The 25,603-nt window shown below is 41.1% G+C and carries 14 protein-coding genes; 13 read left to right on the forward strand and 1 reads right to left on the reverse strand.

The window, feature by feature from the left end; all coding sequences use genetic code 11:
- Positions 1–35: 35 nt before the first annotated feature.
- The 8 genes from addB to IQ283_RS16145 all read left to right on the forward strand — a co-directional run bounded on the left by addB (position 36) and on the right by IQ283_RS16145 (position 16,371).
- Positions 36–3,536: a helicase-exonuclease AddAB subunit AddB gene (gene addB, locus IQ283_RS16110; RefSeq protein ID WP_194221131.1), complete on the forward strand. Its 3,501-nt coding sequence runs from the start codon at positions 36–38 to the stop codon at positions 3,534–3,536.
- On the forward strand, positions 3,520–7,242 hold the full coding sequence (gene addA, locus IQ283_RS16115) for a helicase-exonuclease AddAB subunit AddA (RefSeq protein WP_194221132.1): 3,723 nt from the start codon (positions 3,520–3,522) through the stop codon (positions 7,240–7,242). Before addB ends, addA begins: the two co-directional genes overlap by 17 nt.
- A 77-nt stretch (positions 7,243–7,319) precedes the next feature.
- The gene (locus IQ283_RS16120) at positions 7,320–8,480 is read left to right on the forward strand and encodes an exonuclease SbcCD subunit D (RefSeq protein ID WP_194221133.1); all 1,161 of its coding nucleotides are present in this window, start codon (positions 7,320–7,322) and stop codon (positions 8,478–8,480) included.
- A 14-nt stretch (positions 8,481–8,494) separates the two neighbouring features.
- Entirely contained in the window at positions 8,495–11,845 is a 3,351-nt protein-coding gene (locus tag IQ283_RS16125; protein ID WP_194221134.1) for an SbcC/MukB-like Walker B domain-containing protein, read from the forward strand.
- Between the two features lie 122 nt (positions 11,846–11,967).
- Positions 11,968–12,618, forward strand: coding sequence for a hypothetical protein (locus IQ283_RS16130; RefSeq protein WP_194221135.1), 651 nt, complete (start codon positions 11,968–11,970; stop codon positions 12,616–12,618).
- 23 nt (positions 12,619–12,641) lie between these two features.
- Positions 12,642–13,790, forward strand: a complete 1,149-nt coding sequence (locus IQ283_RS16135; protein ID WP_194221136.1) for an efflux RND transporter periplasmic adaptor subunit — start codon at positions 12,642–12,644, stop codon at positions 13,788–13,790.
- 214 nt (positions 13,791–14,004) lie between these two features.
- On the forward strand, positions 14,005–14,877 hold the full coding sequence (locus IQ283_RS16140) for a fumarylacetoacetate hydrolase family protein (protein WP_194221137.1): 873 nt from the start codon (positions 14,005–14,007) through the stop codon (positions 14,875–14,877).
- A 69-nt stretch (positions 14,878–14,946) separates the two neighbouring features.
- Entirely contained in the window at positions 14,947–16,371 is a 1,425-nt protein-coding gene (locus IQ283_RS16145; RefSeq protein ID WP_194221138.1) for an NAD-dependent succinate-semialdehyde dehydrogenase, read from the forward strand.
- Between the two features lie 46 nt (positions 16,372–16,417).
- Here IQ283_RS16145 and IQ283_RS16150 read toward each other — a convergent pair whose 3' ends face one another.
- A complete protein-coding gene (locus IQ283_RS16150) occupies positions 16,418–17,614 on the reverse strand; it encodes an ornithine--oxo-acid transaminase (RefSeq protein ID WP_194221139.1) in 1,197 nt (398 codons plus the stop codon).
- Positions 17,615–17,787: 173 nt separating this feature from the next.
- On the opposite strand from IQ283_RS16150, the gene IQ283_RS16155 reads away from it, so the two are divergent.
- The 5 genes from IQ283_RS16155 to asnB all read left to right on the forward strand — a co-directional run bounded on the left by IQ283_RS16155 (position 17,788) and on the right by asnB (position 25,602).
- Positions 17,788–18,138 carry a DUF1516 family protein gene (locus IQ283_RS16155; protein ID WP_194221140.1) on the forward strand — a complete coding sequence of 117 codons (351 nt, stop codon included), beginning with the start codon at positions 17,788–17,790 and terminating at the stop codon, positions 18,136–18,138.
- 188 nt (positions 18,139–18,326) lie between these two features.
- The gene (locus IQ283_RS16160) at positions 18,327–21,188 is read left to right on the forward strand and encodes an EAL domain-containing protein (RefSeq protein WP_194221141.1); all 2,862 of its coding nucleotides are present in this window, start codon (positions 18,327–18,329) and stop codon (positions 21,186–21,188) included.
- Between the two features lie 123 nt (positions 21,189–21,311).
- Positions 21,312–22,643 carry an FAD-dependent oxidoreductase gene (locus IQ283_RS16165; protein WP_194221142.1) on the forward strand — a complete coding sequence of 444 codons (1,332 nt, stop codon included), beginning with the start codon at positions 21,312–21,314 and terminating at the stop codon, positions 22,641–22,643.
- A 16-nt stretch (positions 22,644–22,659) separates the two neighbouring features.
- Complete coding sequence (locus tag IQ283_RS16170) at positions 22,660–23,655, forward strand: class I SAM-dependent methyltransferase (RefSeq protein WP_194221143.1); 996 nt, start codon at positions 22,660–22,662, stop codon at positions 23,653–23,655.
- A 105-nt stretch (positions 23,656–23,760) separates the two neighbouring features.
- A complete protein-coding gene (asnB, locus tag IQ283_RS16175; RefSeq protein ID WP_194221144.1) occupies positions 23,761–25,602 on the forward strand; it encodes an asparagine synthase (glutamine-hydrolyzing) in 1,842 nt (613 codons plus the stop codon).
- The last annotated feature ends 1 nt before the right edge of the window (position 25,603 follow it).

Raw genomic sequence — 25,603 nt, forward strand, 5'->3', positions numbered from 1 at the left:
TAGACTAAGAATTTACGGTGTAGGAGGTAGAATACATGGCGGTACAGTTTGTTATTGGTCGGTCTGGAAGTGGAAAAACAGAGCATTGCTTATCTGAAATGCAGCACGAATTGATCGATCGCCCGCTTGGTGAAGATATGATCTATCTTGTACCAGAGCAAATGACTTTTCAATCAGAATATGAACTAGTACATAATAGAGGGTTAAAAGGAATGATTCGTGCTCAGGTTTTTAGTTTTACAAGACTGGCATGGAAAGTTCTTCAAGAAACGGGAGGGATGGCCCGCCCACACTTAACGAGCGTAGGAACAAGTATGATGTTACGTCATATCATCGAAGAGAATAAACAGAAGCTAAGAATTTATCAGCGTTCTTCTGAAAAAACAGGGTATGTGGAACATCTGAATGACATGGTAACAGAGTTTAAACGGTATTGTCTTGAACCGGAAGATATAAAACGTTTTGCGGATGATCTTTATGATGAAGATGAGCGAAGCTTACTTCGAGATAAGCTCTATGATCTTCACCTTGTTTATGATGCTTTTCAGAAGGAAATGCTCGGGTTTTATCTTGATTCGGAAGACTATTTGGCATTGCTTGCTGAGAAAATCGAAGCGTCAAGCTACTTAGAGGGTGCCTCTATCTGGATTGATGGTTTTCATAGTTTTACACCTCAAGAGCTTCTTGTGCTTCAGGCTTTAATAAAAAAAGGCACAAACCTTACATTTACCATCACGATGGATCCCGAGATGAATCCTTCAAGCATTCATGAACTGGATCTCTTTCATGAGCCAGCGAAAACATATCAAACTCTTCAAGGACTTGCGCATGAAGAGGGGGCTGCTATTAAGGAGCCGCTAATTTTAGCTGATCAAAAGCGCTATAACAATAGTGAACTTGCTCATTTAGAAGCCAACTATGGTGAACGACCACCAGTTCTTTATAATGGAAGTCTTCAGCATATTCAAGTTCATCATGCGGTGAATATCCGTTCCGAAGTTGAAGCGGCAGCGCGTGAAACGCTTAGATTAGTACGCGATGAAGGCTATCGATATAGAGACATTTCAGTCATGGTACGTAACATGGCTTCTTATTATGAACTTGTCGAAACGATCTATGCCGATCATGGAATTCCTATTTTTTCTGACCAAAAAAGGACGATGCTGCATCACCCGCTAATTGAATTAATAAGGTCCAGTCTAGATATTATTCAATATAACTGGCGCTATGAATCTGTATTTCGCTGTGTCAAAACAGAATTGCTTTTTCCTGACGATACAGAAGAAAGTGTCGAAACCATTCGCGAGCGCATGGATGAACTCGAAAATTATGTGATTGCTAAAGGCATTAAGGGCTATCGCTGGAAAACGGACGAGCGCTTTAAAGCGAATATCTACCGACAGCTCGAAGATGATGAAACGGTTACCTCGGATGACCTCGAAAAAATGGAAGATCGACTAAATGAGACGAAAGAATGGATTGTTACACCGCTCGAAAAGTTTGAAAGAAAAATGACGAAAGCAAAAACCGTTCGCGAGATGTGTGAAATTCTTTATTATCTTCTAGAGAATAGTCATGCTGCAGAAAAAATAGATCGATTGAAGGTACAAGCAGAAGAAGCAGGTCAGCTTTCGAAAGCACGGGAGCATGATCAAGTTTGGGATGCTGTTATTGCACTGCTTGATGAAACGGTTGAATTGATTGGTGATCAAAAACTTTCAATAGAGCAATTTACGAAGCTTCTTGAAGCTGGGACGGAAAACATGAAGTTTGCCCTTGTACCTGCTTCACTTGATCAAGTTGTGATCGGTAGCATTGATCGAACGAGATTTACTGATGTGAAGTGTGGGTTTTTGCTAGGTGTCAATGAAGGAGTTTTACCATCAAGAATACAGGAAGATGGGCTTTTGAATGAACAGGATCGAGAAAAGCTAGAAGAACAGGGGATCCAGCTAGCACCCGGATTAAAGCGACGTCTTTTAGACGAAGAGTTTTTAATTTATCATTCCTTGTCAACGTCATCTGATGCCCTGTGGGTAAGTTGTCCTCTTGCGGATGAAGAAGGAAAGGGATTGCAGCCATCTATTGTGATGAATCGATTGAAAGAGATGTTTCCTGAGCTTATCATTGGTTTGAAATTTGCTGAACCAGGTGAAGAATCGAAAGAAGAGCTATCGTTTATAACGAACCCGGCGAAGACAATTGGTAGATTAACAGGTCAGCTTCGTCAATGGCATCGAGGCTATCCGATTGATCCGATTTGGTGGGATGCCTATAATTGGTTCGTTACAGCGTCATCACAAGAGAATCGAGTTCGATTGATTGAAAGTCTTTTTTATCGTAACAAAGCAGATCGTCTAACTGAAGACACGAGTAGAAAACTGTATGGTTCAAAGATTCAAACAAGTGTTTCTAGAATGGAAAGGTATAAATCCTGTGCCTTTTCGCAATTTGCATCTCATGGTTTACGGTTGAAAGAACGGTCAACATTTAAGCTTGAAGCTCCAGACATTGGCCAGTTATTCCACGCGGCGCTTAACATGATGGCTGAAACAATTAAGCAGCGTCATTGGGATTGGGCAAAGCTTTCATCGAATCAATACTATGAACTATCAGGTCAAATCGTAGAGCAACTTGCACCGAAATTGCAAAATGAAATTCTATTAAGTTCAAATCGCTATCACTATATAATGAGAAAACTTTCTCAGGTAGTAGGTCGAGCCTCTTCAGTTCTCGGTCAACAAGCGAAGAAAAGCGGTTTTCAGCCAGCGGGGCTCGAACTAGGATTTGGCCCAAACCAGGAGTTGCCACCAATCGAGTTTACGCTTAAGAATGGGGTGAAAATCCAGCTGATCGGACGAGTGGACCGAGTTGATCAGGCGCTAAATGGAGAGGAACTTCTTCTCAGAATTATTGACTACAAATCAAGTGGAACTTCTCTTGATCTCTCAGAAGTTTACTTTGGTTTAGCGCTTCAGATGCTAACGTATCTGGATGTTGTGATTACAAACGCAAACATCTGGCTCGGTCGTGATGCAACGGCAGCCGGAATGCTGTACTTCCACGTTCATAATCCAATGTTGCAGGCATCAGCGCCAGGACAAGCTGCACTTCAACAGGAACTTTTCAAAAAGTTTAAGATGAAGGGTCTTTTGCTAGCTGACAAAGATGTCGTAAGCTTGATGGATCATGACATTGAGAAGAAAAAATCTGACATTATTCCAGCCGCTCTAAAGAAGGACGGTAGTTTTTATAAAAATTCTTCTGTTTTATCTTCCGATGATTTTCAGGCGCTCAGGTCATTCACACGGCAAACCATCCAAACGATTGGAACTGAAATATCAGACGGACGTATCGATATCGATCCTTACAAGATGAAGGATCGCATCCCATGCACTTTCTGTTCCTATCGCTCATTTTGTCAATTTGATCAGGCGATGGAGGATAATGACTATCGACCGATTACTGTACAGGATGATGAAACAATACTGAGACGCATGAGAGAGGAGGCGAACGGGAATGACGATAATGAATAAACCCGAAGGCTCGAAATGGACAGACGAACAATGGGAAGCTATTGCTGCTCGTGATCAAGACGTTCTCGTAGCAGCTGCAGCTGGGTCGGGGAAAACGGCTGTTTTAGTTGAACGAATTATTAGGCGTCTTGCTGATGAGAATGATCCTGCTGAAGTTGATCGAATTCTTGTCGTAACGTTTACAAATGCTGCAGCGGCTGAAATGAGACATCGAATCGGGGAGGCTCTTGAAGAAAAGTTAAAGGAAGACCCATCTTCCCTTTATTTAAGAAGACAGCTTTCGATGTTGAATCGCGCTTCCATTTCAACGCTTCATTCTTTTTGTATGGAAGTACTTCGACGCTATTATTACGAAATTGATCTTGATCCTGCATTTAGAGTAGCAGATCAAACCGAAGCGGCATTGCTTCGTGAGGAAGCAATGGAAGAACTTTTCGAAGAGCATTATAGCAAGAAAGAGAACGAGGCTTTTTATGACCTTGTTGATCGCTATAGTAGTGATCGTAGTGATGTGGATCTTCAGCTTCTTGTAGAAAGACTCTATCATTTCTCTTCTAGTCATCCATGGCCAGAGCAATGGTTGCAAGATAGTGTCGCCGTATATGAAGAAGCGAGTGAAAAAGCGTTTGATGAATTAGTCTGGGTAGAGGAAATAAAAAAAGATGTCGTTCTTCAGCTTGAAGGTATGCGTGAAATGCAGGAGAAGGCCATTTCTCTTTCTAATGCACCAGGCGGTCCAGAGCCATACCTTGAGATGTTAGAAATGGAACGTGAAATGACGGAAAGGCTTCTTACCGCTTCCGCTCAAACGTGGCAGGAGCTCAAAAATGAGTTCGAACAAATAACATTTGGTCGCTTAAAGCCTTGCAAAGGGGATCAATATGATTCTGAAATGATTGATACAGTAAAAGGCCTTCGTGATCGTGTCAAAAAGACCATCCAAAGCTTAAAAGAAGAGCTATTCCAAAGAAACCCGGAGGAATATGTAGAAGACATCGTTCAGCTTGCTCCAGTACTAGGAACGTTATCTTCACTTGTAAATGAATTTAGACACAAGTATACGGAGCTAAAAAAAGAAAAAGGGCTTGTGGATTACAGTGACCTTGAACACTATTGTCTTTCTATTTTATTAGATGATCGTTCTACTCCCGAGAACCCGGTCCCATCGAGTGCCGCTCGTGAATATCAAACACAATTTGCCGAAGTACTGATCGATGAATACCAAGATACGAACTCTGTTCAGGAAACAATCCTAAATGCCATTAGCAGAACTTCTGACTCAGGAGGCAATCGCTTCATGGTAGGGGACGTGAAGCAAAGTATTTACCGTTTTAGACTAGCAGAACCTGGCTTGTTCCTCTCTAAGTATAAAACGTTTGGTCGATCGTCTGACGAGCCATCGAAACGAATTGATCTTGCGCGCAATTTCCGTAGTCGAGAAGAAGTGTTGAATAGTACGAATTTTATCTTCAAACAAATTATGGACGAACGTGTTGGAGAAATAGAGTACGATGAAGCAGCTGAGCTCATTCCTGGCGCAGAATACCCTAAGTCTGAAACGGTTGTTCCGGAAGTTCATATCATTGATAAGAGTGCCCAGAAAGAGGTAGACGAAGAAGAAACTGAAAAGGTTCAGCTTGAGGCTCGGCTTATTGCTTCTAATATTAAAGATATGATGGGGAAGAGTGAAAGCGAACGAACAAAAGTATACGATCGGAAGGAAGATCGTATGAGACCAATCCAGTATAGGGATATGGTGATTTTAATGCGTGCAACAGCAAGCTGGGCACCTGTGATCATGGAAGAATTAAAGCAAGCTGGCATCCCATCTTATTCAGATCTTGCAACAGGATATTTTGAGGCAACAGAAGTCGCGATTATGATGAGTCTTCTTAATGTTATCGATAATCCATATCAGGATATCCCGCTTGCCTCCGTGCTTCGTTCACCCATTATCGGGTTAACAGAGGAAGAGCTTTCCCTTATTCGTATCAATGAGAAACATTCAAGTTATTATCTTGCCTTACGATCTTATTGTGAGACTGAGTCGAACAAGCTATCGGAGACATTATCGAAGTTCATCACAAACTTGAACAGGTGGCGAGAAGCGGCAAGGCAGTCTTCTTTAAGTGAGTTAATTTGGCAGCTTTATCGAGAAACGAACTATTATGAATTTGTTGGTGGAATGCCTGCCGGCTTGCAGCGACAGGCGAATTTACGAGCGCTGTATGATCGGGCAAGACAATACGAAGCGACTTCGTTTCGTGGCTTATTTCGTTTCCTGCGCTTTATTGACAGGATGAAAGAGCGTGGGAGTGATCTTGGCACTGCGCGTGCTCTTGGAGAACAAGAGGATGTTGTCCGAGTGATGACCATTCACAAAAGTAAAGGACTTGAATTTCCTGTCGTCTTTATTGCAGGAATTGCAAAGCAATTTAATATGAGAGATATGGCCAATCAAATGCTGATGCATAAAGAATTTGGTCTTGCCACCAAATTCATTGATCCAATTCAGCGTATTAGCTATCCGACATTGCCTTACTTTACACTGCAAAAGCGGATGAAGCTTGAGCTACTTGCTGAAGAAATGCGAGTTCTTTATGTTGCGTTAACGAGAGCGAAAGAGAAATTAATTTTAGTTGGTACGGTAAATGATTGGGAGAAAGAACGATTGTCGTGGGCAGGAGCAGCTGGAGATGAGTGGCTGCTATCTGATTACGAACGATCGAAAGGGAAGACCTATCTGAGCTGGATTGGACCCGCTATTATGAGACATAAAGATCTCGCTTCTATAACTGAAGGGATGGCGAATTTTTCAAAACACGATGAGGTATTTCAACATCCGGCACGGTGGTCACTCACTCTTCATAACGCTTCCTCCTTCGCTGAGATTGAAGCAGAAGATGTTCATAAACATCGAGAATATGAAATGCTACTACAGAAGAAAGAGCCTATCCCTGAAGTGAGCTCCTATAAAGATGAGGTGAACCACCGTCTTGATTGGACTTATCCTCATCAAGCAGCGTCTGAAACAAGGTCGAAACAGTCGGTAACAGAAGTGAAGCGCCAACGTGAGATCTTTCAAGATGAACGAAGTGATGACAAGCTAGTCAAAGGATTTAGCCAATCATTGAAAGAGCGACCTCGCTTTCTTCAAAGTAAGCAGTTAACGCCTGCTGAGCGAGGAACGGCAATGCACATTGTCATGCAGCATCTGGATTTGCAAAAGTGGCATGATCGTGATGACATAAACGAGTTAGTCGCCAAACTTGAGCAAAAGGAATTGTTAACGACTGAACAGGGAAGAGCCATTGATGTCGAGCAAATTCATCAATTAATGGATTCAGAGCTTGGCCAGAAAATGAGAAATGCAGCTGAAATATATAAAGAGGTTCCTTTCAGCCTAGGAGTAGATTCAAAGTGGATCTATCCTGAATTTGAAGGAGACCAAGAAACCGTGGTTCTCCAGGGTGTGATTGATTGTATACTTCGCGATCAAAACGGAGAATTGGTGCTTGTCGATTACAAAACAGACGTGATAGCGAATCGTTTTACTTCTGATGAACAAGCAATGGAAACAATGAAACGGCGCTATACAACACAGTTGCATTTATATGAAAAAGCCATTAATGAGATCTGGAAGGTGCCTTGTAAGGAGAAAATATTATTTTTCTTTGACGGGGGTCGATCTCTGTTAATCGATTAACAAGTAGCCGGGCTTATGTCCGGCTGTCTTCTTTTCGGTGGAGTTAGAATAGAAAACGAAATAAAGGAGTGATTAATATGAGGTTACTTCATACTGCAGACTGGCACCTGGGGAAAACATTAGAAGGAAGAAGCCGTCTACCAGAACAAAAGGAGTTTCTTGAAGAATTAATGGTGATTGCTGATGAAGAAAACGTAGACGCTATTTTAATGGCTGGAGACGTTTTTGATACTGTCAATCCGCCCGCTGCAGCTGAAACGCTTTTTTATGATGCAGCAGTAAAGTTAACTAGTCGTGGCGAACGCCCTCTAATCATCATTTCAGGTAACCATGATAATCCAGAGCGGTTGTCGGCATCACGTCCCCTTGCTCACACAAATGGTATAACGATTATTGGTTTTCCCACAACAGATCCGATAGAAGTGACGGTTCGAAATGGGCAAAAGCTCACTATCGCTGCACTTCCTTATCCATCGGAATCCAGACTGAATGAATGTTTAACAGCTAGTCAGGAAGAAGAGGCCCTTCAGCTTGCCTATGATGACCGAGTGAAAAAGCTATTTAGTGATCTGACAGAAGCTGGATCAGAGGAGGCCGTTCATATTGCTATGAGCCACATTTATGTAGCCGGAAGCAGAGAGAGTGATTCTGAACGACCGATACAAGTTGGTGGCGCTTATACGGTATCAGCGAATTCTCTTCCTGAACAAGCGCAATATGTCGCGCTCGGGCACCTACACCGTCCTCAAACGATTACAAGAGCTTCAGCACTTGCACGGTATTCCGGATCCCCACTTGCTTACAGCTTCTCAGAAGCAAATCAATCCAAGTCAGTTACAATCGTTGATGTGGAGCCAGAAGGACTTGCTCATATAAATGAAATCCCTATACAATCAGGCAAGCCTCTCGTTCGATGGATCGCTGATCAAGGAATCGACCAAGTATATACGTGGCTAGAAGAAGGAAAAGATGCGGATGCGTGGATTGATCTCGAAATCCATTTAAATGATACGCTATCAATAGAAGAAATACATCGCCTTCGTAGTCAGCATGATGGATTTATCCATATTAGACCTGTTTTTGCAAAAAAGGATCAGCAAAAAGAAGTTTCAAATGCTAATCTTCCAATAGAAGAGCTTTTCAAACGATTCTATGAACGACAAACTGATGGAGCTGAGCCAGAACAAGATCTTGTCCAGCTTTTTCTAGAGCTAACACAGTCAGATGATGAGGAGTAAGGGGGACTGAAGACATGAGACCGATACACCTGTCCGTTTCAGGACTACATAGTTTTCGAGAGAAACAAGAAATTGATTTTGAATCACTTTGTCAGGGAGGAATCTTTGGGATATTTGGTCCTACTGGCAGTGGGAAATCTTCTTTGCTTGATGCGATGACTCTTGCCCTTTATGGGAAAGTTGAACGAGCAACGAATAATACTCAGGGCATTATGAACCATGCAGAAGACACGTTGTATGTTTCGTTTACATTCGCCCTAGGAAACGAATTGCGCTATCGGGTGGAGCGAAGTTACAAACGTTCTGGAGATGTTTCCATTCGTTCGGCCAATTCAAGATTAATAGAACTTGGTGAAGAAAATACGGTTTTAGCGGATAAAGACCGTGATGTTTCACAGCAGATTCAAGAAATTCTAGGGCTAACGATTGATGATTTCACTCGTGCTGTTGTATTGCCGCAGGGTAAATTTGCAGAATTCCTTTCTTTAAAAGGCACTGAGAGAAGACAAATGTTACAACGTTTGTTCCAGCTTGAGAAATACGGTGATCAATTTAATCGTCGATTAAGAGCAAGAGTGGATGAGAAAAAGTACCAGCTGAACGAAATAACGGCTGAGCAAACGGGACTAGGTGAAGCTTCTAAAGAATCTCTTAAAGAGGCAAAGGAAGCTTTCCTTGAGGCTGAAAAAGCTGCTCAGAAAGCAAAGGACGATCTTATTGCAGCTGAGAAACAAAAAGAAAATGTAACAGAGATTTGGAACCTTCAAAACCAGCTTGATGAACTTCGCAGTAAGAAAAAGGCGATAGCTGAACAAAGAGCTGAAATCGAAACGCTTGAAATAAAGATCAATGAAGCAAATGCAGCGGGGCAAATAAAGCCTTATTTAGATGCTGTTGAAGCAACAGAAAAAGAAGTACAAGAAGCAAAGAATCGTTATGAAGAAACAAAGCGTCAACTAGAAGAAGCTACAAAGCTGTATCAAGCAAGAAAGAATGAGCATGAAAGCAAGCAACGAGATCGGCAAGAGCAGGAGCCTCTCCTATTAAAAAGATTGAACGAACTTGAGCGTGGGTTGGAGCTTGAAAAAGAAATATCTCAACTGAAAACAAAGCGTGCTAGTGTCGAAAATCAATCAATTTTGCTAGAAAAAGAGTCAAAGGTAAAAGCGGAAGAGACGAAAAAAGCACAAGAGGATTTGAAGAAAGCGCGCACACTTCAAGCCGACCTTAATAAAGATTTGACAAGTCGGCAGGTCGCCCCTGAAGAACGTAAGCGAATTCTAAGAGCTCAGAGTTTGAAGCAGGAGTTCCAATCTCTACAAAAGCAGCTAGATGAAACACGTGGTGAAGAAGAAAAACAAGTGAATGCTCAAAAGCAACTTCAGCCTCTTTATGATGATACGATGCAAAACTTGAAGGTGTTAAAGGAGAGTTATTCAGGTTATTATAACTTGGTTCTTTCAACATATCATGCTATATCATCTCATAAGCTTACGCTTGAGAATCACATCCGTAACGTTCAGGATGAAATCGATCAAACGAGTCAAAGACTTGAACAAAATCGCACACATGTCATTGCAATACGTCTTGCGAGAGAACTAGAAGAAGGGCAGGCATGCCCTGTTTGCGGTGCGAAAGAACACGTTCAGCTTGCAGAAGGTAATGATAACACACCTGATTTGAAGGAAGATCTAAAGGAAAAAGAACAAAGGCGTGAACGGTTAAAAGATCAACTGCAACATGCTAAACAGCTCCAATATCAGCTAGAGCAAACGTCTGACCTGATGACAGATCAGGATGAGCAACTAGTTAAGGCGCAAGATATAAGCGATGTCGATCGTAACCTTACAGAAACTGCTGTTATAACAGAAATAAAATCGCTAGCTCAGGATGTTCGAGAAATAGAAGAAAAAGTTAAAAACGCTGGAAAGAGTCTTCAGGAGCAGCAGTCAAAAGCGACCGAATATGCTTATCGTCTAGAACAAGTTCAGAAAGATCTAGAAGTTAGAACAGAAAAGCGGATTAATTTAAGTAAAGAAACAGAAGAAATAACGAAAACCATTCAAGAGGAATTGTCTCTTTCTGTTCATGAGATTGAAGCAGAAATGAAAAAAATTGAAGAGATGGATAAAGAAGCAACCATCATAAGAGAGCGTCTTGAAAAAAGCGTTCCTTATATTGAGAAAAAAGAACAGCACCTTTTAGAGCTTCAAGAACAGGTGCAACAACATACTGTGCGTAGAGCTGAATTAACAAGCTCATTACAACAGCTTACAGAACAAATTAATAAGATGGTAGCTGATTACAATGGCATCGTAGGTAACAAAACAGCAGAAGAAGGGTATAAAGCAACGAATGAGCAATTACATGTCCTTCGAAAAGAAGAAAAAACGGCATATGAGCGATTGCAGCTAGCGGAGGAAAGTTATCAGCAAAATGAACGACGTTCCGCTGCCGATCAAAATTACAATGACGATGCTCAGCTGCGTTTAAAAAAATCACTTGAAACATATCGAGCAGTTGAAAAAGACTCTATTTTTGAGAACCGAATGCAGGTTAGAGATGCTGAAGTGGCTAAAGAAAAGAAACAGAAATGGGAAGAGCAAGTACAAGCCTATCGAAAAGAAAGAGATCAAACGGAGCATTCGATGGTGGAGCTTGACAAGAAGCTTTCAGGGAGAGCAATCACTGAAGGAGAGTATCATGAAACGATCGAGAGAGCAGAAAGTGCAAAAGCTAATCGAGAGGACGCCTTATCACATTATGCGGCATGCCGACATCGTGTAGAAGATATAACAAAAAGGCATGAACGCTATAAGGAGCTTGAAGGGGACCGTCAGTCTTTAAGTGAGGAGCTTGAGAAGCTTAATAAGCTTCAAACCGTTTTCCGGGGAAATAGTTTTGTGGAATTTATCGCTTCTGAACAGCTAGAGCAAGTTAGTTTTGACGCTTCACAGAAGTTAGGCGATCTAACCTCGCAGCGATACGCCATTGAGGTAGACTCAGGAGGCGGATTTTTAATTCGTGACGATGCCAACGGAGGAGTAAAGCGACCAGTCTCAACATTATCAGGAGGAGAAACATTCCTTACATCGCTTGCTCTTGCCCTTGCACTGTCAGGACAAATTCAATTGAGGGGTGCTCATCCGCTTCAGTTTTTCTTCCTTGATGAAGGATTTGGTACCCTAGATGAATCACTTCTAGATACCGTCATTACCTCACTTGAAAAGCTACAAAATGAGAGCTTATCTGTCGGTGTCATTAGTCACGTGTCAGAGCTTCGCGCAAGACTGCCTCGAAAAGTCATTGTGACCCCATCAGAACCATCGGGGCGTGGAAGTCGTATTGAAATGGAGACACTCTAGACATAGGGAACATATCCAAATGGGTATGTTTTCTTTTTTTTCTTGAAAGATACTGTCAAAATACGAGAGTTTATGTAAAAATATGAATAGTAGTTGAGGTAATTTACATAGGAGGAACATGGATGTCGCATTCTATGAGACTAGTTTTAGGAAGCTTTAAACCTTTTTCACACTTTCGTCCGCTTCAATCAGCCTACAGATTAAAAGGATCCTGGTGGCGCATATTCTTATTAACGATCGTAGCCTTTTTAGTAGTTGGAATAACATCGTTTATGAACATTAAATATGCTGGGGAGATGCCTGAATATGCTGGCATTGTAGCAGATGATCGATTGCTTTTCGTTCTAAGTGAAGTGATTACAGATGGTTTACTTGGACTCATTACGTTTGTTCTCGTAGTTTTAGGAGGAGCATTACTATATTGGCCATTCTTTCAGGAAGTTGGATTTAAAAGACTTGCATACATACATAGCTATGTCGTGTTTATTTTGTTAATCGGTATGGTGGTTCAATTGCCGTTTATTCCTTTTCTACATGAGCCTTCACTTATATCTCCTTACAGTTTAGGTGTCTACGTAGACTTGATAACAAATAGCCCATTCTGGCTTTATTTTAGCTACAGTCTTTCCATATTTTTAGGATGGGGGACTTTTGTTCAGTACGCTGCGCTTAAGCAAAGTACAACTCATGCGAAAAGGTACGTTATGTTTTGGACAATCGGCTTAAATCTAGTCATCGTTGCAATCATCGCTTATATGAGAACGGCATTTTAATGAAAAAGTTGGAGGGTTCATCTGTGAATCGTAAGTCACTTTTGATTAGCATTAGTGTAACTCTTGTTGTCCTTCTTTTTATTACGGTTAACACATTGATTATCCAAAGTGTGATCGCAGGTGAGAAGAAGCTGGAGACGGTTACTGTAGAAGAGAAAACTTATCAAGAACTTGCTTCTTTCGAAGGAGTTCTTATTCCAGAATTAGAAGAGTCATATTATTATCAAGCCTCACGCGGTAACATGGCAGATGTGCTCGTAAGTGAAGGCGATCTTGTTTCAACTGGTACTGCCCTTTTTGAATATGAAGAAGAGATCACTGTTAATACTTCAGATTTAAAGGCACAATTAAATAAAGCTGAAACAGCCGTTTCTGTGCTTGATGATCAGCTTAGCGACGTGACTATGCAGTCTTCACGTATTGATTCTAATGAGGATCTAGAGGATGAGCAGAAACTACAACTGCAATTAGATGTAGAAGAGCAAATGCGAGAAACAGAATATAAGAAAAGACTTGCTGAGCTTGATGTAAAAGAGTTAGAACGTCAAATTGCTGAGGCAGATACAAAACAAGTAGATCTTAAGGTGGAGTCGACACTGGACGGCATAGTTGAAGAAGTGAATCGTACTCCTGAAGACGGTGAGCCGGTTGTCAAGGTGTTATCTAATAAGATCACTGTTCAAGGTTCCGTCAATGAATTAGATTACCCAACTCTTGCTGTCGATCAGGAAGTGCTGATTCGTGCGAGTGCTTATCCTGGTCAACCAGTCACAGGAAGAGTGACAATCTTAGAGGATCGTCCATATGAGGTAGATGAAGAGACGGGACTGAGCTTGTATCATTTTAATGTCATGATTGATGAGGAAACAGAGATGAAGTCGGGTACACACGTATCCATAGATGTTCCACTTCATCAAAATGAAAATGCTCCATCCGTCCCTGAGAAAAGCATTATAATAAAAGATTCTACTAGTTATGTTGTCGTGTTTGAAGAAGAACAACTTTACTTAAGAGAAGTAGAACAAGGACGAGAAGAAAATGGAAGAGTAGAAATCCTATCAGGTCTCGAAGTTAAGGAAAAAGTCTTAACTGAGCCAAGAGAGGCTTTTACTGAACTGCTTTCAGAGAAAAAGGAAAAAGAACAGAGTCAAGAAACAGAAAGCAAAGGATAAAACGAGAGGACCTGTAGAGATACAGGTCTTTTTTATTGTTAGAGAAATTCTTATTCGTTTAAAGTATGATTATCGCAATATTCATGAAAATGAATGGGGTTTCATGTCATAATAGCAGTATTAAAGTAGAGGATGTTCCTCTTAAAATGTAACGAGCTTAAAAATAATTGAATGGCTTGCCTTATAGGGGACAAGAAAAGGAGAGAGTGTTGAGATGAAGTTTGTTTCTTTTAGAAACCACGGTGTGTCTTCATTCGGTATATGGAAAGAAGATAATCGGATTGTTAATTTAAGCGCTTATTATCAAGAGCAAGGAAACCACATCCCTGATTTACGATCATTTATTCAATCAGGAAAATTCGATTTAGCTGAACTGATGGAAGTACCGTCTCAGTATGAAGTAGATGTTGAAGATGTTCAGTTAGAAGCACCCATTCCAAGGCCATCTAAAAATGTGTTCTGTGTAGGGAAAAACTATCGCGATCATGCTATTGAAATGGGAAGTGAAAAGGATATACCAGCGCATCCTATGATTTTCACAAAAGCTCCAACGACAGTTAGCGCTCCAAATAGCGTCTTAGCATTTGAAAATGAGCTATGTAATGCACTCGACTATGAAGGTGAGCTGGCGGTTGTTATTGGCAAGCAGGGAAAAGGAATCAAAAGCGATGAGGCCATGAACTATGTTTTTGGATATACGATCATCAATGATATTACAGAGCGCGACATTCAAAAAAAGCATGGTCAATTTTTTGTTGGGAAAAGTCTTGATGCATCATGTCCAATGGGGCCAGTTATTTTACATACATCTGCTGTACTAGATCCGCATCAACTGCCTATTAAGACAACGGTAAACGGAGAACTAAGACAGAGCGGGAATACGTCTGACTTTATCTTCAATATTCCAGAGCTTATTCACGTTCTTTCGAAGGGGATGACGTTGGAGGCAGGAGACATTATTGCAACAGGGACTCCTGCAGGTGTAGGAAAAGGATTTAAGCCTCCCAAATTTCTTCGTGATGGTGATGTGGTCGAGATTCAAATTGAAGGAATTGGTACTTTACGTAATGAAATAAGAAAGAGATAACGTTCTCGTGTTTAATTCTTGCTTAAAAAAGGAATTGTTATCCAGAGAACCTACTAGGAGGGTAAGCGTATGGAAAAGTTTCATTACATTAATGGTGAATGGACAGGTCAGGATCTTGAAAAGCTTGAAGTGAACAACCCGGCAACTGGTGAACTCGTCGGTACTGTACCGGTTGGGGGGAAGTCGGAAACGAAGAAGGCAATTGACGCTGCGCATCAGGCTTTCCCCGCATGGTCAAGCCTCACCGCATATGAGCGGTCGTCATACTTAAAGAAACTCCATAGTTTGATGATGGAACACGAAGATGAATTAGCTGAGCTTATGACGCTTGAAATGGGAAAACCTCTTCATGAATCAAAAGGAGAAGTGGCTTATTCTGCCTCATTTGTGGAATGGTTTGCTGAAGAAGGAAAACGCGTTTATGGTCGTACCATACCTCCTCATAAAGAAGAGCGTATGATGGAAGTTCGCAAACAGCCAGTAGGAGTTGTTGGTGCGATTACGCCATGGAATTTCCCAGCTGCCATGATCGCAAGAAAGCTTGCTCCTGCTCTTGCTGCAGGGTGTACCTTTGTTGTTAAGCCACCTTCTGCAACGCCACTAACAGCAGTGCGTTTAGTGGAACTTTGTGAAGAGGCTGGTATACCTAAAGGTGTTGTAAACCTCGTCACTGGGAAATCTTCAGAAGTAGCAGGCGAGCTAATGAGTAACCCACACGTTCGTAAAATAACGTTCACAGGTTCAACAGAAGTTGGTAAGAAACTAATGGAACAGGCTGCCGAAACAGTGAAAAACATTTCTCTTGAGCTTGGTGGACATGCACCGATCATCGTTCTTGATGATGCAGACATCGACAAAGCCGTTGACGGCGTCGTTGCTTCTAAGTTTAGAAATGGCGGTCAAACGTGCATATGCGGTAATCGTGTCTATGTTCAAGAAAAGATTTATGATGAGTTCATTTCTAAATTCGCAGCTAAGACGAAAGAACTTAAGGTTGGAAATGGATTAGAAAAAGGCACTGACATTGGACCGATGATTGACAAAGATGGCTATGATAAAGTAGAAAAGCATGTTCAAAATGCGCTTAGTCAGGGAGCTGAATGCGTTGTTGGAGGAGAAGGATACGAAGAGAATGGATCCTACTTTTACCGTCCAACGATTTTAAAGGATGTAACACCTGGCATGTTAATTATGAATGAAGAAACGTTTGGACCAGTTGCTCCAATTCAAAAGGTTAAAACAGATGATGAAGCGATTAAGTTTGCAAACCAAACGCCATTCGGACTTGCTGCTTACGTCTTTAGTGAAAGCGTTCGAAGAGGAAATCACGTCGTAAATGGTCTGGACTACGGGATTGTAGGCTGGAATGATGGTGTCCCTTCAGCTGCTCAGGCGCCGTTCGGCGGTATGAAGCAAAGTGGTATTGGTCGAGAAGGTGGCCACGAAGGACTCGAAGCTTATCTAGAAACAAAATACGTTTCGATCGGATTATAGAAACGAAGAAAGCCTCGCTATAGCTAGCGAGGCTTTCTTCGTTTTCTTATTGTACAGACAGAACATCTGTAATTTGTTCAATGGCCCAGTTTAAATCATCTTCACTGATAATAAGAGGAGGCGCAAAACGGATCACCGTTTCGTGAGTCTCTTTACATAGTAATCCTTTTTCTTTCAGCTTCTCGCAATACGGACGAGCAGCTTCATGAAGCTCAACACCTATGAAAAGACCGCGACCACGGACTTCTTTAATCATTGGATTCTTGATTTCTCTTAATTTATTTTGAAAGTAGTTTCCTAGTTCAAGAGAGCGATCTGCAAGCTTCTCATCCTCAAGAACTTCTAAAGATGCCACCGAGACTGCACATGCTAGAGGGTTTCCTCCAAATGTTGAACCGTGAGATCCTGGGGTAAATACGCCAAGAACTTCTTCATTAGCGGCAACACAAGAGATCGGGAATACACCTCCACCTAGTGCTTTTCCAAGAATGTACATATCAGGCTCTACATTATCCCAATCGCAAGCAAATCGTTTACCAGAGCGGCAAAGCCCTGCTTGGATTTCATCAGCTACGAAAAGCACGCGCTGCTCCTTACAATACTCATAAGCTTCTTTAAGAAAACCTTCTGGAGGGATATTGATCCCAGCTTCACCTTGAATTGGCTCAAATAAAAAGCCTGCTGTATTTGGCGTAATGGCTTTTTTCAATGCATCAAGATCACCATAAGGAATGAGTTTAATGCCTGGAAGCATTGGTCCAAATCCTCTTTGGTATTCTTGTTCAGATGAGAGGGAGACAGCTGTCATTGTACGACCGTGAAAGTTACCCTCACAGGCAATGATTTCTGCTTTATCTTTCTCAACACCCTTCACTTCATAAGCCCAGCGGCGCATCGCTTTAACAGCTGTTTCAACTGCCTCTGCACCTGTGTTCATTGGAAGAATCATATCTTTGTTTGTAAATTCAGAAACTTTTCGATAAAAAGGTCCGAGTTGATCATTGTGAAATGCACGAGAAGTTAATGTGACACGATCTGCCTGGTCCTTTAGAGCTTGAATAATCTTAGGGTGTCTGTGCCCCTGGTTGACAGCTGAATAAGCACTTAGCATATCCATGTAACGATTTCCTTCGGGATCTTTCACCCAAACACCCTCTGCTTCTGCAATGACTATAGGCAGTGGATGATAATTGTGTGCGCCGTATTGCTCCGTCATTTGAATAATATCCTGTGTTTGTACCATGTTACGGTTCACTCCCATCTTTTAGTTGAAGCTTCTTTTATAGTATAACAATGAAATCGTTTACTTCCTATCATTTGAAAGAAATTGGGAGGAATGTTTCATTATCTTCTCTTATAATTCTTTCATGATATGATAGAGAGGAATCTGTACATAGAAAGAGGGAGAGACCGTTTATGTTGCACGCCCATTATTCTGCTTGGGGATTAACCTTGATTCTTTTTCTTGTTAGCTATTTTTTAATGAGAGCTGGGAAAGGGAAATCACTAGAAATAACCCATACGATTCTTCGAATATTTTATATTTTAACTGTTATTTCAGGAATGTTTCTTGTAATAGGCTATGAGTTTTGGGGGCCTTCCGTTGTGAAAGGTGTCGTCGCTCTTTGGCTTATTTTCTCGATGGAAATGATACTAGTAAGAGGAAAAAAAGAGAAAAAAATCTGGCCATTTTGGATACAATTTATGTTTGCTTTTCTCCTTGTTATCTTTTATGGGTATTCTGTACTGCATCTTTATCAGCTATAAGTCCTAAAACCACCTTCGATAAGGTGGTTTTTTTGTATTAAACGTTTGGTTTCTTTATGCCGATATAAGAAGAAGGGTAGATTGGCATATTTCTGGGATAAGTGTATTCGCGCTTTCTACTTTTTGATATTATATACATAAATATAAAAGTTTCGAATTAAAGGGATTAAGGATGAGGTGTGTATAGCTTGAGGACATTTTCAGTCATGATTCATCATGATCACGATTTGCTAGAATGCATTAATAATCAACCGGAACTGTTTCAGGCACATGCCGTACTCATTCAACTATTTTCTTTGTCAGGTGACAGGAAGCGGGCTAAAGAAGTCGCGCAACAAACATTGACATTCCTTCCTCATGCCGTTCTTATTGGGTCCACAGCAAGTGGCGCTTATTATCAAAAGGACTACGTGAAAGAAGGGATACTCGTTTCCTTTACGACTTTTCAACACGCCGAGATCAAGCCGTTTGATTTGGAAGAGAATGCTTCCACTCTTATGAATGAGAGTACTGCACATGATGAACTTGTCATTCTTTTTAATAGTAATGTAGAAGATCGTGCTTTGTTTGAAGGTATAAAACCAATCCGATTAATCGGAGGTAGAGCCCATATTATTAATGAGGATTCCTTTGTGATCAAAGGTAATCAACTGCTATCGAAAGGCGTCGCTGCTGCTAAAATTATCGGAAGTGACCTTGAAGTTAAGATTTTCGAAGAAACGTTCTGGAAACCAGCTGGTCGAACGTATGAGGTGACAAAAGCTCTCGGGACGCGTATTTTTGAAATTGAAGGCCTGAAGCCAGTGCAGTTTTATGAGAAGTATTTAGGATATGATGTTGCGAATAAACTTCCTCAATCAGCAGCCCACGTCCCGTTGCTTCAGCGAGATAATGGGAATGTGAAGCCGATTACCATTATGGAGAAACATCGAGATGGATCGGTTACGTCGAATCGTGTACTAACAAAAGGGACGAAGCTACAGTTTTCATATGGAGACGCCGCACAAATTCAAACGTCCTATGAGCGCATTGACCAAATGGCTAGTGATTCATGGAGCCAAAGTCTATTTACTTATTCATCTGCTTCGCTCCGTGCTCTATTTTCAAACGGCATTATTACTTATTTAGAGAATCTTGAAAAGAGATGTGATCTTACATCTGTTTTCCTTGCAACGGAATATTATTCAGATAGCCAAAAAGTACAAATTGGAAATAACAGCATGGTTTTTGCGCATTTCAATGAAAAAAATGCTCGAATGAAAGACCTGGGGCATCAACCATTACACAATCAGGAGATGAAGGACTTGGATGGTTTAATGGCATTATCACATTTAATTAAAGCTTCAACAGAGGAATTAGAGACGTTAAATTTAAACTTACAGCAATCAGAACAGCGCTTTAAATCTCTGTTTGAACAAAATCCGAATCTTGTTTACTCTGTGGATGTATACGGTAAAATTACGAGCGTAAACCCTGCATTAAAATCATTGCTAGGTTACTCGTCTGAAGAAGTTATGAGTAAGCATTCTCTTCAGTTTGTTTCTTCAGAGGATGCAGAAATGACTAGGAAGAAATTCTATCAAACGTTTCAGGGGATGGCTCAAACATATGATGCCCATCTTGTACACAAGTCTGGAATGAGCGTTCTCTTTACAATTACGAATATCCCAATCATCGTTAATGGCGAAATTACCGGAGCGTATGGAATAGCCAAAAGCATCATGAATCAACGGAAAGCGGAGGAGAAAATCGCTCATCTCGCTTATTATGATGTGTTAACCGAGCTTCCAAATCGTTTGTTATTTGAGAACTTACTAAATGAATCACTTAAGAATCCCGATGAAAAGCTAGCTGTCATGTTCATAGATTTAGACCGCTTTAAATTGATTAATGATAGTTTGGGTCATCAAAGAGGGGATCAGATCCTCAAGCAAGTGACAACTCGAATTAAGGAAGCTATAAAGGATGATGCTGTCCTTGCTAGATTTGGTGGTGACGAATTTACTGTTCTCTTACCTGGACTGAAGTGCGAAAAGGATGCACTTATGCTTGCGAGACGCGTCATTGATCATTTGAAGCAGCCTATCGTCTTTGACGAGGTTGAGTACTTTATGACAGTAGGCATCGGTATCAGTCTTTTCCCTCATGATGGATTAGAACTTGATACAGTTATGAAAAATGCTTATATCGCATTAGATCGCGCCAAGCAACAAGGTGCTAATTATATTGAATTCTATACCGATGAAATGACCGATCAGGCTTTTGAGAGATTAGAGCTTGAAAGTTATTTGCGTCGAGCCCTTGAGAAAGAAGAACTGACCCTTTTCTATCAGCCACAAGTTAATCTAGATGAACAGAAAATTTATGCTTGTGAAGCGTTGATTAGGTGGAATCATCCGAAATTGGGACTAGTGTCTCCAGCGCAGTTTATACCGCTTGCAGAAGAAACGGGACTAATCGAAGAAATTGGTATTTGGGTATTGAACGAAGCATGCATGCAAACGAGCAAATGGCAAGAGCTTGGATATGATGACTTGTCGATTAGTGTGAACGTGTCTGGAAGACAGTTTCAAAGTGAGAAATTCGTTGATTCCGTTAGAGAAGCATTAGTGGCTTCTGGTCTCGATCCTCAATCTCTACACCTTGAAGTAACGGAGAGCACAACGCTCGTCAATACGGATTATAGTATTTCGATGCTAAATGAATTAAGAGAAATGGGTATTAAAGTGTCCATTGATGATTTTGGAACTGGTTATTCTTCGCTTAGTTATCTGAAGGATTTCCCATTAGATATATTGAAAATCGATCAGTCCTTTATTCGAAACCTTCAGGAAAACAACGCAGATGCAGCGATTGTTAAAGCGGTGATTACGATGTGCGAAGGTTTGAATTTATCAATTGTTGCGGAAGGAATTGAGACGAAAGAACAGGGGGATATTATTAGAAGCTTCGGGTGTAACTTTGCGCAAGGATTTTTCTATAGTAAACCATTGAATAAGGATCGTTTCGAGAAACTGCTTCTATCAAAGCAATTTCCTTTGGCAACCTAACGAAGATCGACCCAATGTGGTCGATCTTTTTTATTTTGCAGAGCGTCCTGCCTCCAATGTGCTCCAGCTGTTTCAACCGATAGTTGGAAGGGAATAGGACCATAGCAAAGAGGTGATAAAGAGATGGATTACGACGTCATGATTATTGGAGGAGGCATATCGGGCCTCACACTTGCTGTCAAATTAGGACAAAGTAATGTGAAAACGCTATTAATTGAAAAAGATAAAAGAAGCGGGTTGATTTATAAAGGTGAACTTCTTCAGCCAAAAAGTCTTCAAGTCCTTGAACGAATTAATGTTTTAGATGTAGTAAAAGAAAATGGTTTTCACTTACCTTCGATTGAATTCCATGAGTATAACCAAAAAGACGATGGCACGATGGAGCACCTTAGTTCAAATGAATTCCGCTACGATGTGATTCCATCTCTATACAATACATCGCTTATGATTCCACATGAGAGGCTAAAAGAGCTTCTTTTCGAAGAGGCTTCAAAATATGAATCTGTTGATTATATTCAGCCTGCTAAATTTACGGGCTTTACTGAAGATGAGCCGGAGAATAAGAAAGCGATCATTCAAACAAAAGAAGGGGAACGTGAAATTCAAGCAGGCTTTTACGTTGGTGCTGAAGGAAGAGCTTCTCCAACAAGAACAGCTATGGAAGTGGAGATGAAGAATACAAAGTATAATCATCATTTCTTGACGGTATCGTTTCCCCGCCCGGAGACGCTAAATCAGTCAACCATCATCACGACTCAAAATAAATTTGTCGGATTATTCCCACTTCCGAATAATGAAGTAAGAAGTGTTCTGTTGATTAAACCAGGCGAGTTCAAATCGATGCGTGAAGAAGGATTACAGTCCTTTTATCGTGCTTATTGTGAGCTAATGCCTGAGCTTGAGGGCTATGTTCATCAAATTGATACGTGGAAGAAAATTCAACTCATGATTCCTGTTAGGCACAATGTCTCCAATTACGTCAAAAATAATTTGATCTTAACAGGGGATGCCGCTCATAGCGTACATCCTATGGCAGGGGAAGGAATGAACTTGGCGATTCAAGATTCTGATGTATTAGGAGAACTTCTTTGCTGGATGTTTGGAACGAATCAGACGGAATGGAAGCATCTTAAGTGGTATGAGAAAGTAAGAAAACCGCGAGCGGAATATGTGTCTACGCTTAGTCATCAAGCTGCACTACTCTACTCTTTCCCTTATCGTCCGTGGCAGAGACTTCGAATTAAAGGGGTCAATCAAACAGAGCATTCACCTCTTCTTCATTATAAGCAGATGTTAAATACATCGGGTCTCGGCATTTGGAAATTTAACCTGTTGGATCGATTGAAGCAAGCAGGAATAATTCCAGCTGCAATAGGGAATGGGAAATTAAGTAAACATCCAAATGAGAAAGTAATGTTCACGAAAGAGGATGATTATCCGTGGTATCGCAAATGAGACGGGAGGAAAAGATATGAAGGAAATAAAAAAGATTTGGCGTGCTAGAAAGTGGATGAAAAGCAATGAACCTTTTTTATACGCCTGGCATGCCCATGTAGGCTATGTACATGACTTATTTGATGAGTTCGAATCAGGAACAACCGTCTCTGCTGTTGCGACCAAACGAGACATGAATGAACTGCTACTAACAAGATGGGCTGAAGTGGGGGTGGCAATCGGTCACTTAAAAAATGAAAAGGATGGAAAGATCCGTTCTAAGAAACATATGGTTGAATCGATCTCAAAAAGCAGTGAGCACTCTGTTGGTATCTTATTAAAAGAAATGATGGAGTTACATATTCCGATTTTGCTTTCCTATCCTAATTTATTAAGCAAAGATCAACCCGCGCGATATGAGGACGAAGATTATGGAGGAACGGTTGCGGCAACATCCAGCTTTATTGAACGATTTGCTTTTCCGAAGATTTATCAAGCGATTAAGACGACGAATGCCCAATCCGTTATCGATTTTGGCTCAGGTTACGCGGGGTATTTATCGCGTATTGGAGCAAAGTTAGAGGACATGAAGCTTGTTGGAATTGAAAAAAATCGATCCGTCTGTTTAGATGCAGAAGCTAATATCCATTTTCCGCTAAAATCACCGCTACACCTTTATCCTGATGATATGATGACATGGAAATGGGATGGTGCCCCCTTTGATATGGCGATGATGAATAATTTACTTTATTATTTTGCTCCAGAAGATCGATTGAAACTGTTCCAAAAGGCAAATGAGGTAACAGGTGAAGCTGGTCAGCTGATTATCATCACTCCTATGCATGAATCAAAACACGGGCAGGCTTTCTCGGCTGCGTTTAACAGCTTTATGAGTGCTCATGATAACCTTTATCCATTGCCAAGTCGTGATGAAATGGACGATTTAGCAACGAAAACAGGATTTAAGCTTAAACAAATAAAACCAGTTGTAAAAGAAGGCGCATGGTACTTTTTGCGTTTTCAGAAAGTGTGAGACCTATCAAAAGGTCTCTTTTTTTCGTTCGTTCAAAGACATTTTGCACCAAAATTGGGCGTATGCATAATGTGAACAGAGAGGAATGAGAGGAGGGAGATCTTTTTGTGTGGGATAACTGGATGGGTGGATTGGAAGCAGAATCTGACAGGAGAAGAGAACGTTCTTAGACGAATGGCGAATACGTTGTCAAGACGTGGTCCTGATGCTTCAAACAGCTGGGTTAGTGCGCATTGTGGATTTGGGCATACTCGTTTGATTGTCGTTGACCCAGCTGGTGGAAGTCAGCCAATGACTAGGACACATGGCGAAAAGCAATATACGATTTGTTATAACGGTGAGCTATATAATACGGAGGATTTACGTAAAGTTCTCCTTGCAAAGGGTTATACATTTCAATCTCATTCGGATACAGAAGTTCTTTTAACGTGCTATGTTGAATGGGGAGAGCAATGCGTTGATCATTTAAATGGTATTTTTGCCTTTGGCATTTGGGATGGAGAGAAATTATTCCTTGCAAGAGACCGCCTTGGTGTTAAGCCATTATTCTATCGACAAAGTGGCAGCTCACTTCAATTCGGCTCAGAGCTTAAAGCCATTCTAGCTCATCCCGATGTGAAGACGGAAGTCGATCGAGCGGGGCTTCAAGAAATTTTTGGTTTAGGACCTTCTAGAACACCAGGACATGGGGTTTTTCGAGGCATAAATGAACTGCGACCTGGATTTGCGATGAAGTTTGAGCGGAGTGGTCTTCGCAAATGGCGCTATTGGAATGTCAAAAGTAGTGAACATACTGATGATCTTGATACAACTGTAGATAAAGTAGGGGACCTTTTAAAAGATTCCATTAAACGACAGCTTGTAGCGGATGTACCAGTTTGTACGTTTTTATCTGGTGGAGTTGATTCAAGCGCCATTACATCCGTTGCTCAAACGGCATTCCTGGATGATAACAAGGGCACATTACGTTCCTTTTCGGTTGATTATGCGGATAATGATAAATACTTCAAGAGTAGTGAATTTCAGCCGAATTCAGATGCTCCGTGGATCAAAAAAGTTTCAGCAGAGCTTGCAACTGATCATACGAACTGTGTGATTGATACACCTCAGCTTGTGCATCACTTAAAGGAAGCGATTGAATGTCGAGACCTGCCTGGTATGGCGGATGTAGACTCTTCATTATTGTGGTTTTCAAAGGAAATTAAGAAACATGCGACTGTTGCTCTTTCAGGTGAATGTGCTGATGAAATATTTGGTGGGTATCCATGGTTTCATAAGCCGGAGCTTTTAGATCAGGAGCAGTTTCCCTGGATGAGATCGACACTTGAAAGACAGGCGATGTTAAAAGAAGATGTTCGGAATAAATTGAAGCTAGAAGATTACGTGACGGAAAGATATCGTGAGTCAATGAAGGAAACGCCAGTACTTGATGGAGAGAGTGAGATTGAAGCAAAAAGAAGAGCTCTCTTTTATTTGAATTTAAATTGGTTTATGACAACACTTCTTGAACGAAAAGACCGTATGAGCATGGGAGCTAGTCTAGAAGTAAGGGTGCCGTTTTCTGATCACCGCATCATTGAATACGTGTGGAATGTCCCGTGGGATATGAAAATGCTTGATGGTCGAGAGAAGGGACTTTTGCGAAAAGCGATGACAGGAACGCTTTCACATGATGTTCTTTATCGAAAAAAGAGTCCTTATCCAAAAACCTACAATCCTGCTTATACGAAAGCCGTTTCTTCATGGCTTCAAGATACGCTCGATAACAAGCAGGCGCCGCTTCTTGAATTGATCGATAGAAAAGTTGTGCAAGATATCGTTGATTCAGAGGGAAAGGCGTTTAAAGTTCCCTGGTTCGGTCAGCTTATGGCAGGACCTCAATTGATTGCTCACCTTGCTCAAATTAATTATTGGATGGAGCACCATAATGTAAATTTAGTTGACTAAA

The organism is Pseudalkalibacillus hwajinpoensis, from assembly GCF_015234585.1.
In the GTDB taxonomy this organism is placed as follows: domain Bacteria; phylum Bacillota; class Bacilli; order Bacillales; family Guptibacillaceae; genus Guptibacillus; species Guptibacillus hwajinpoensis_B.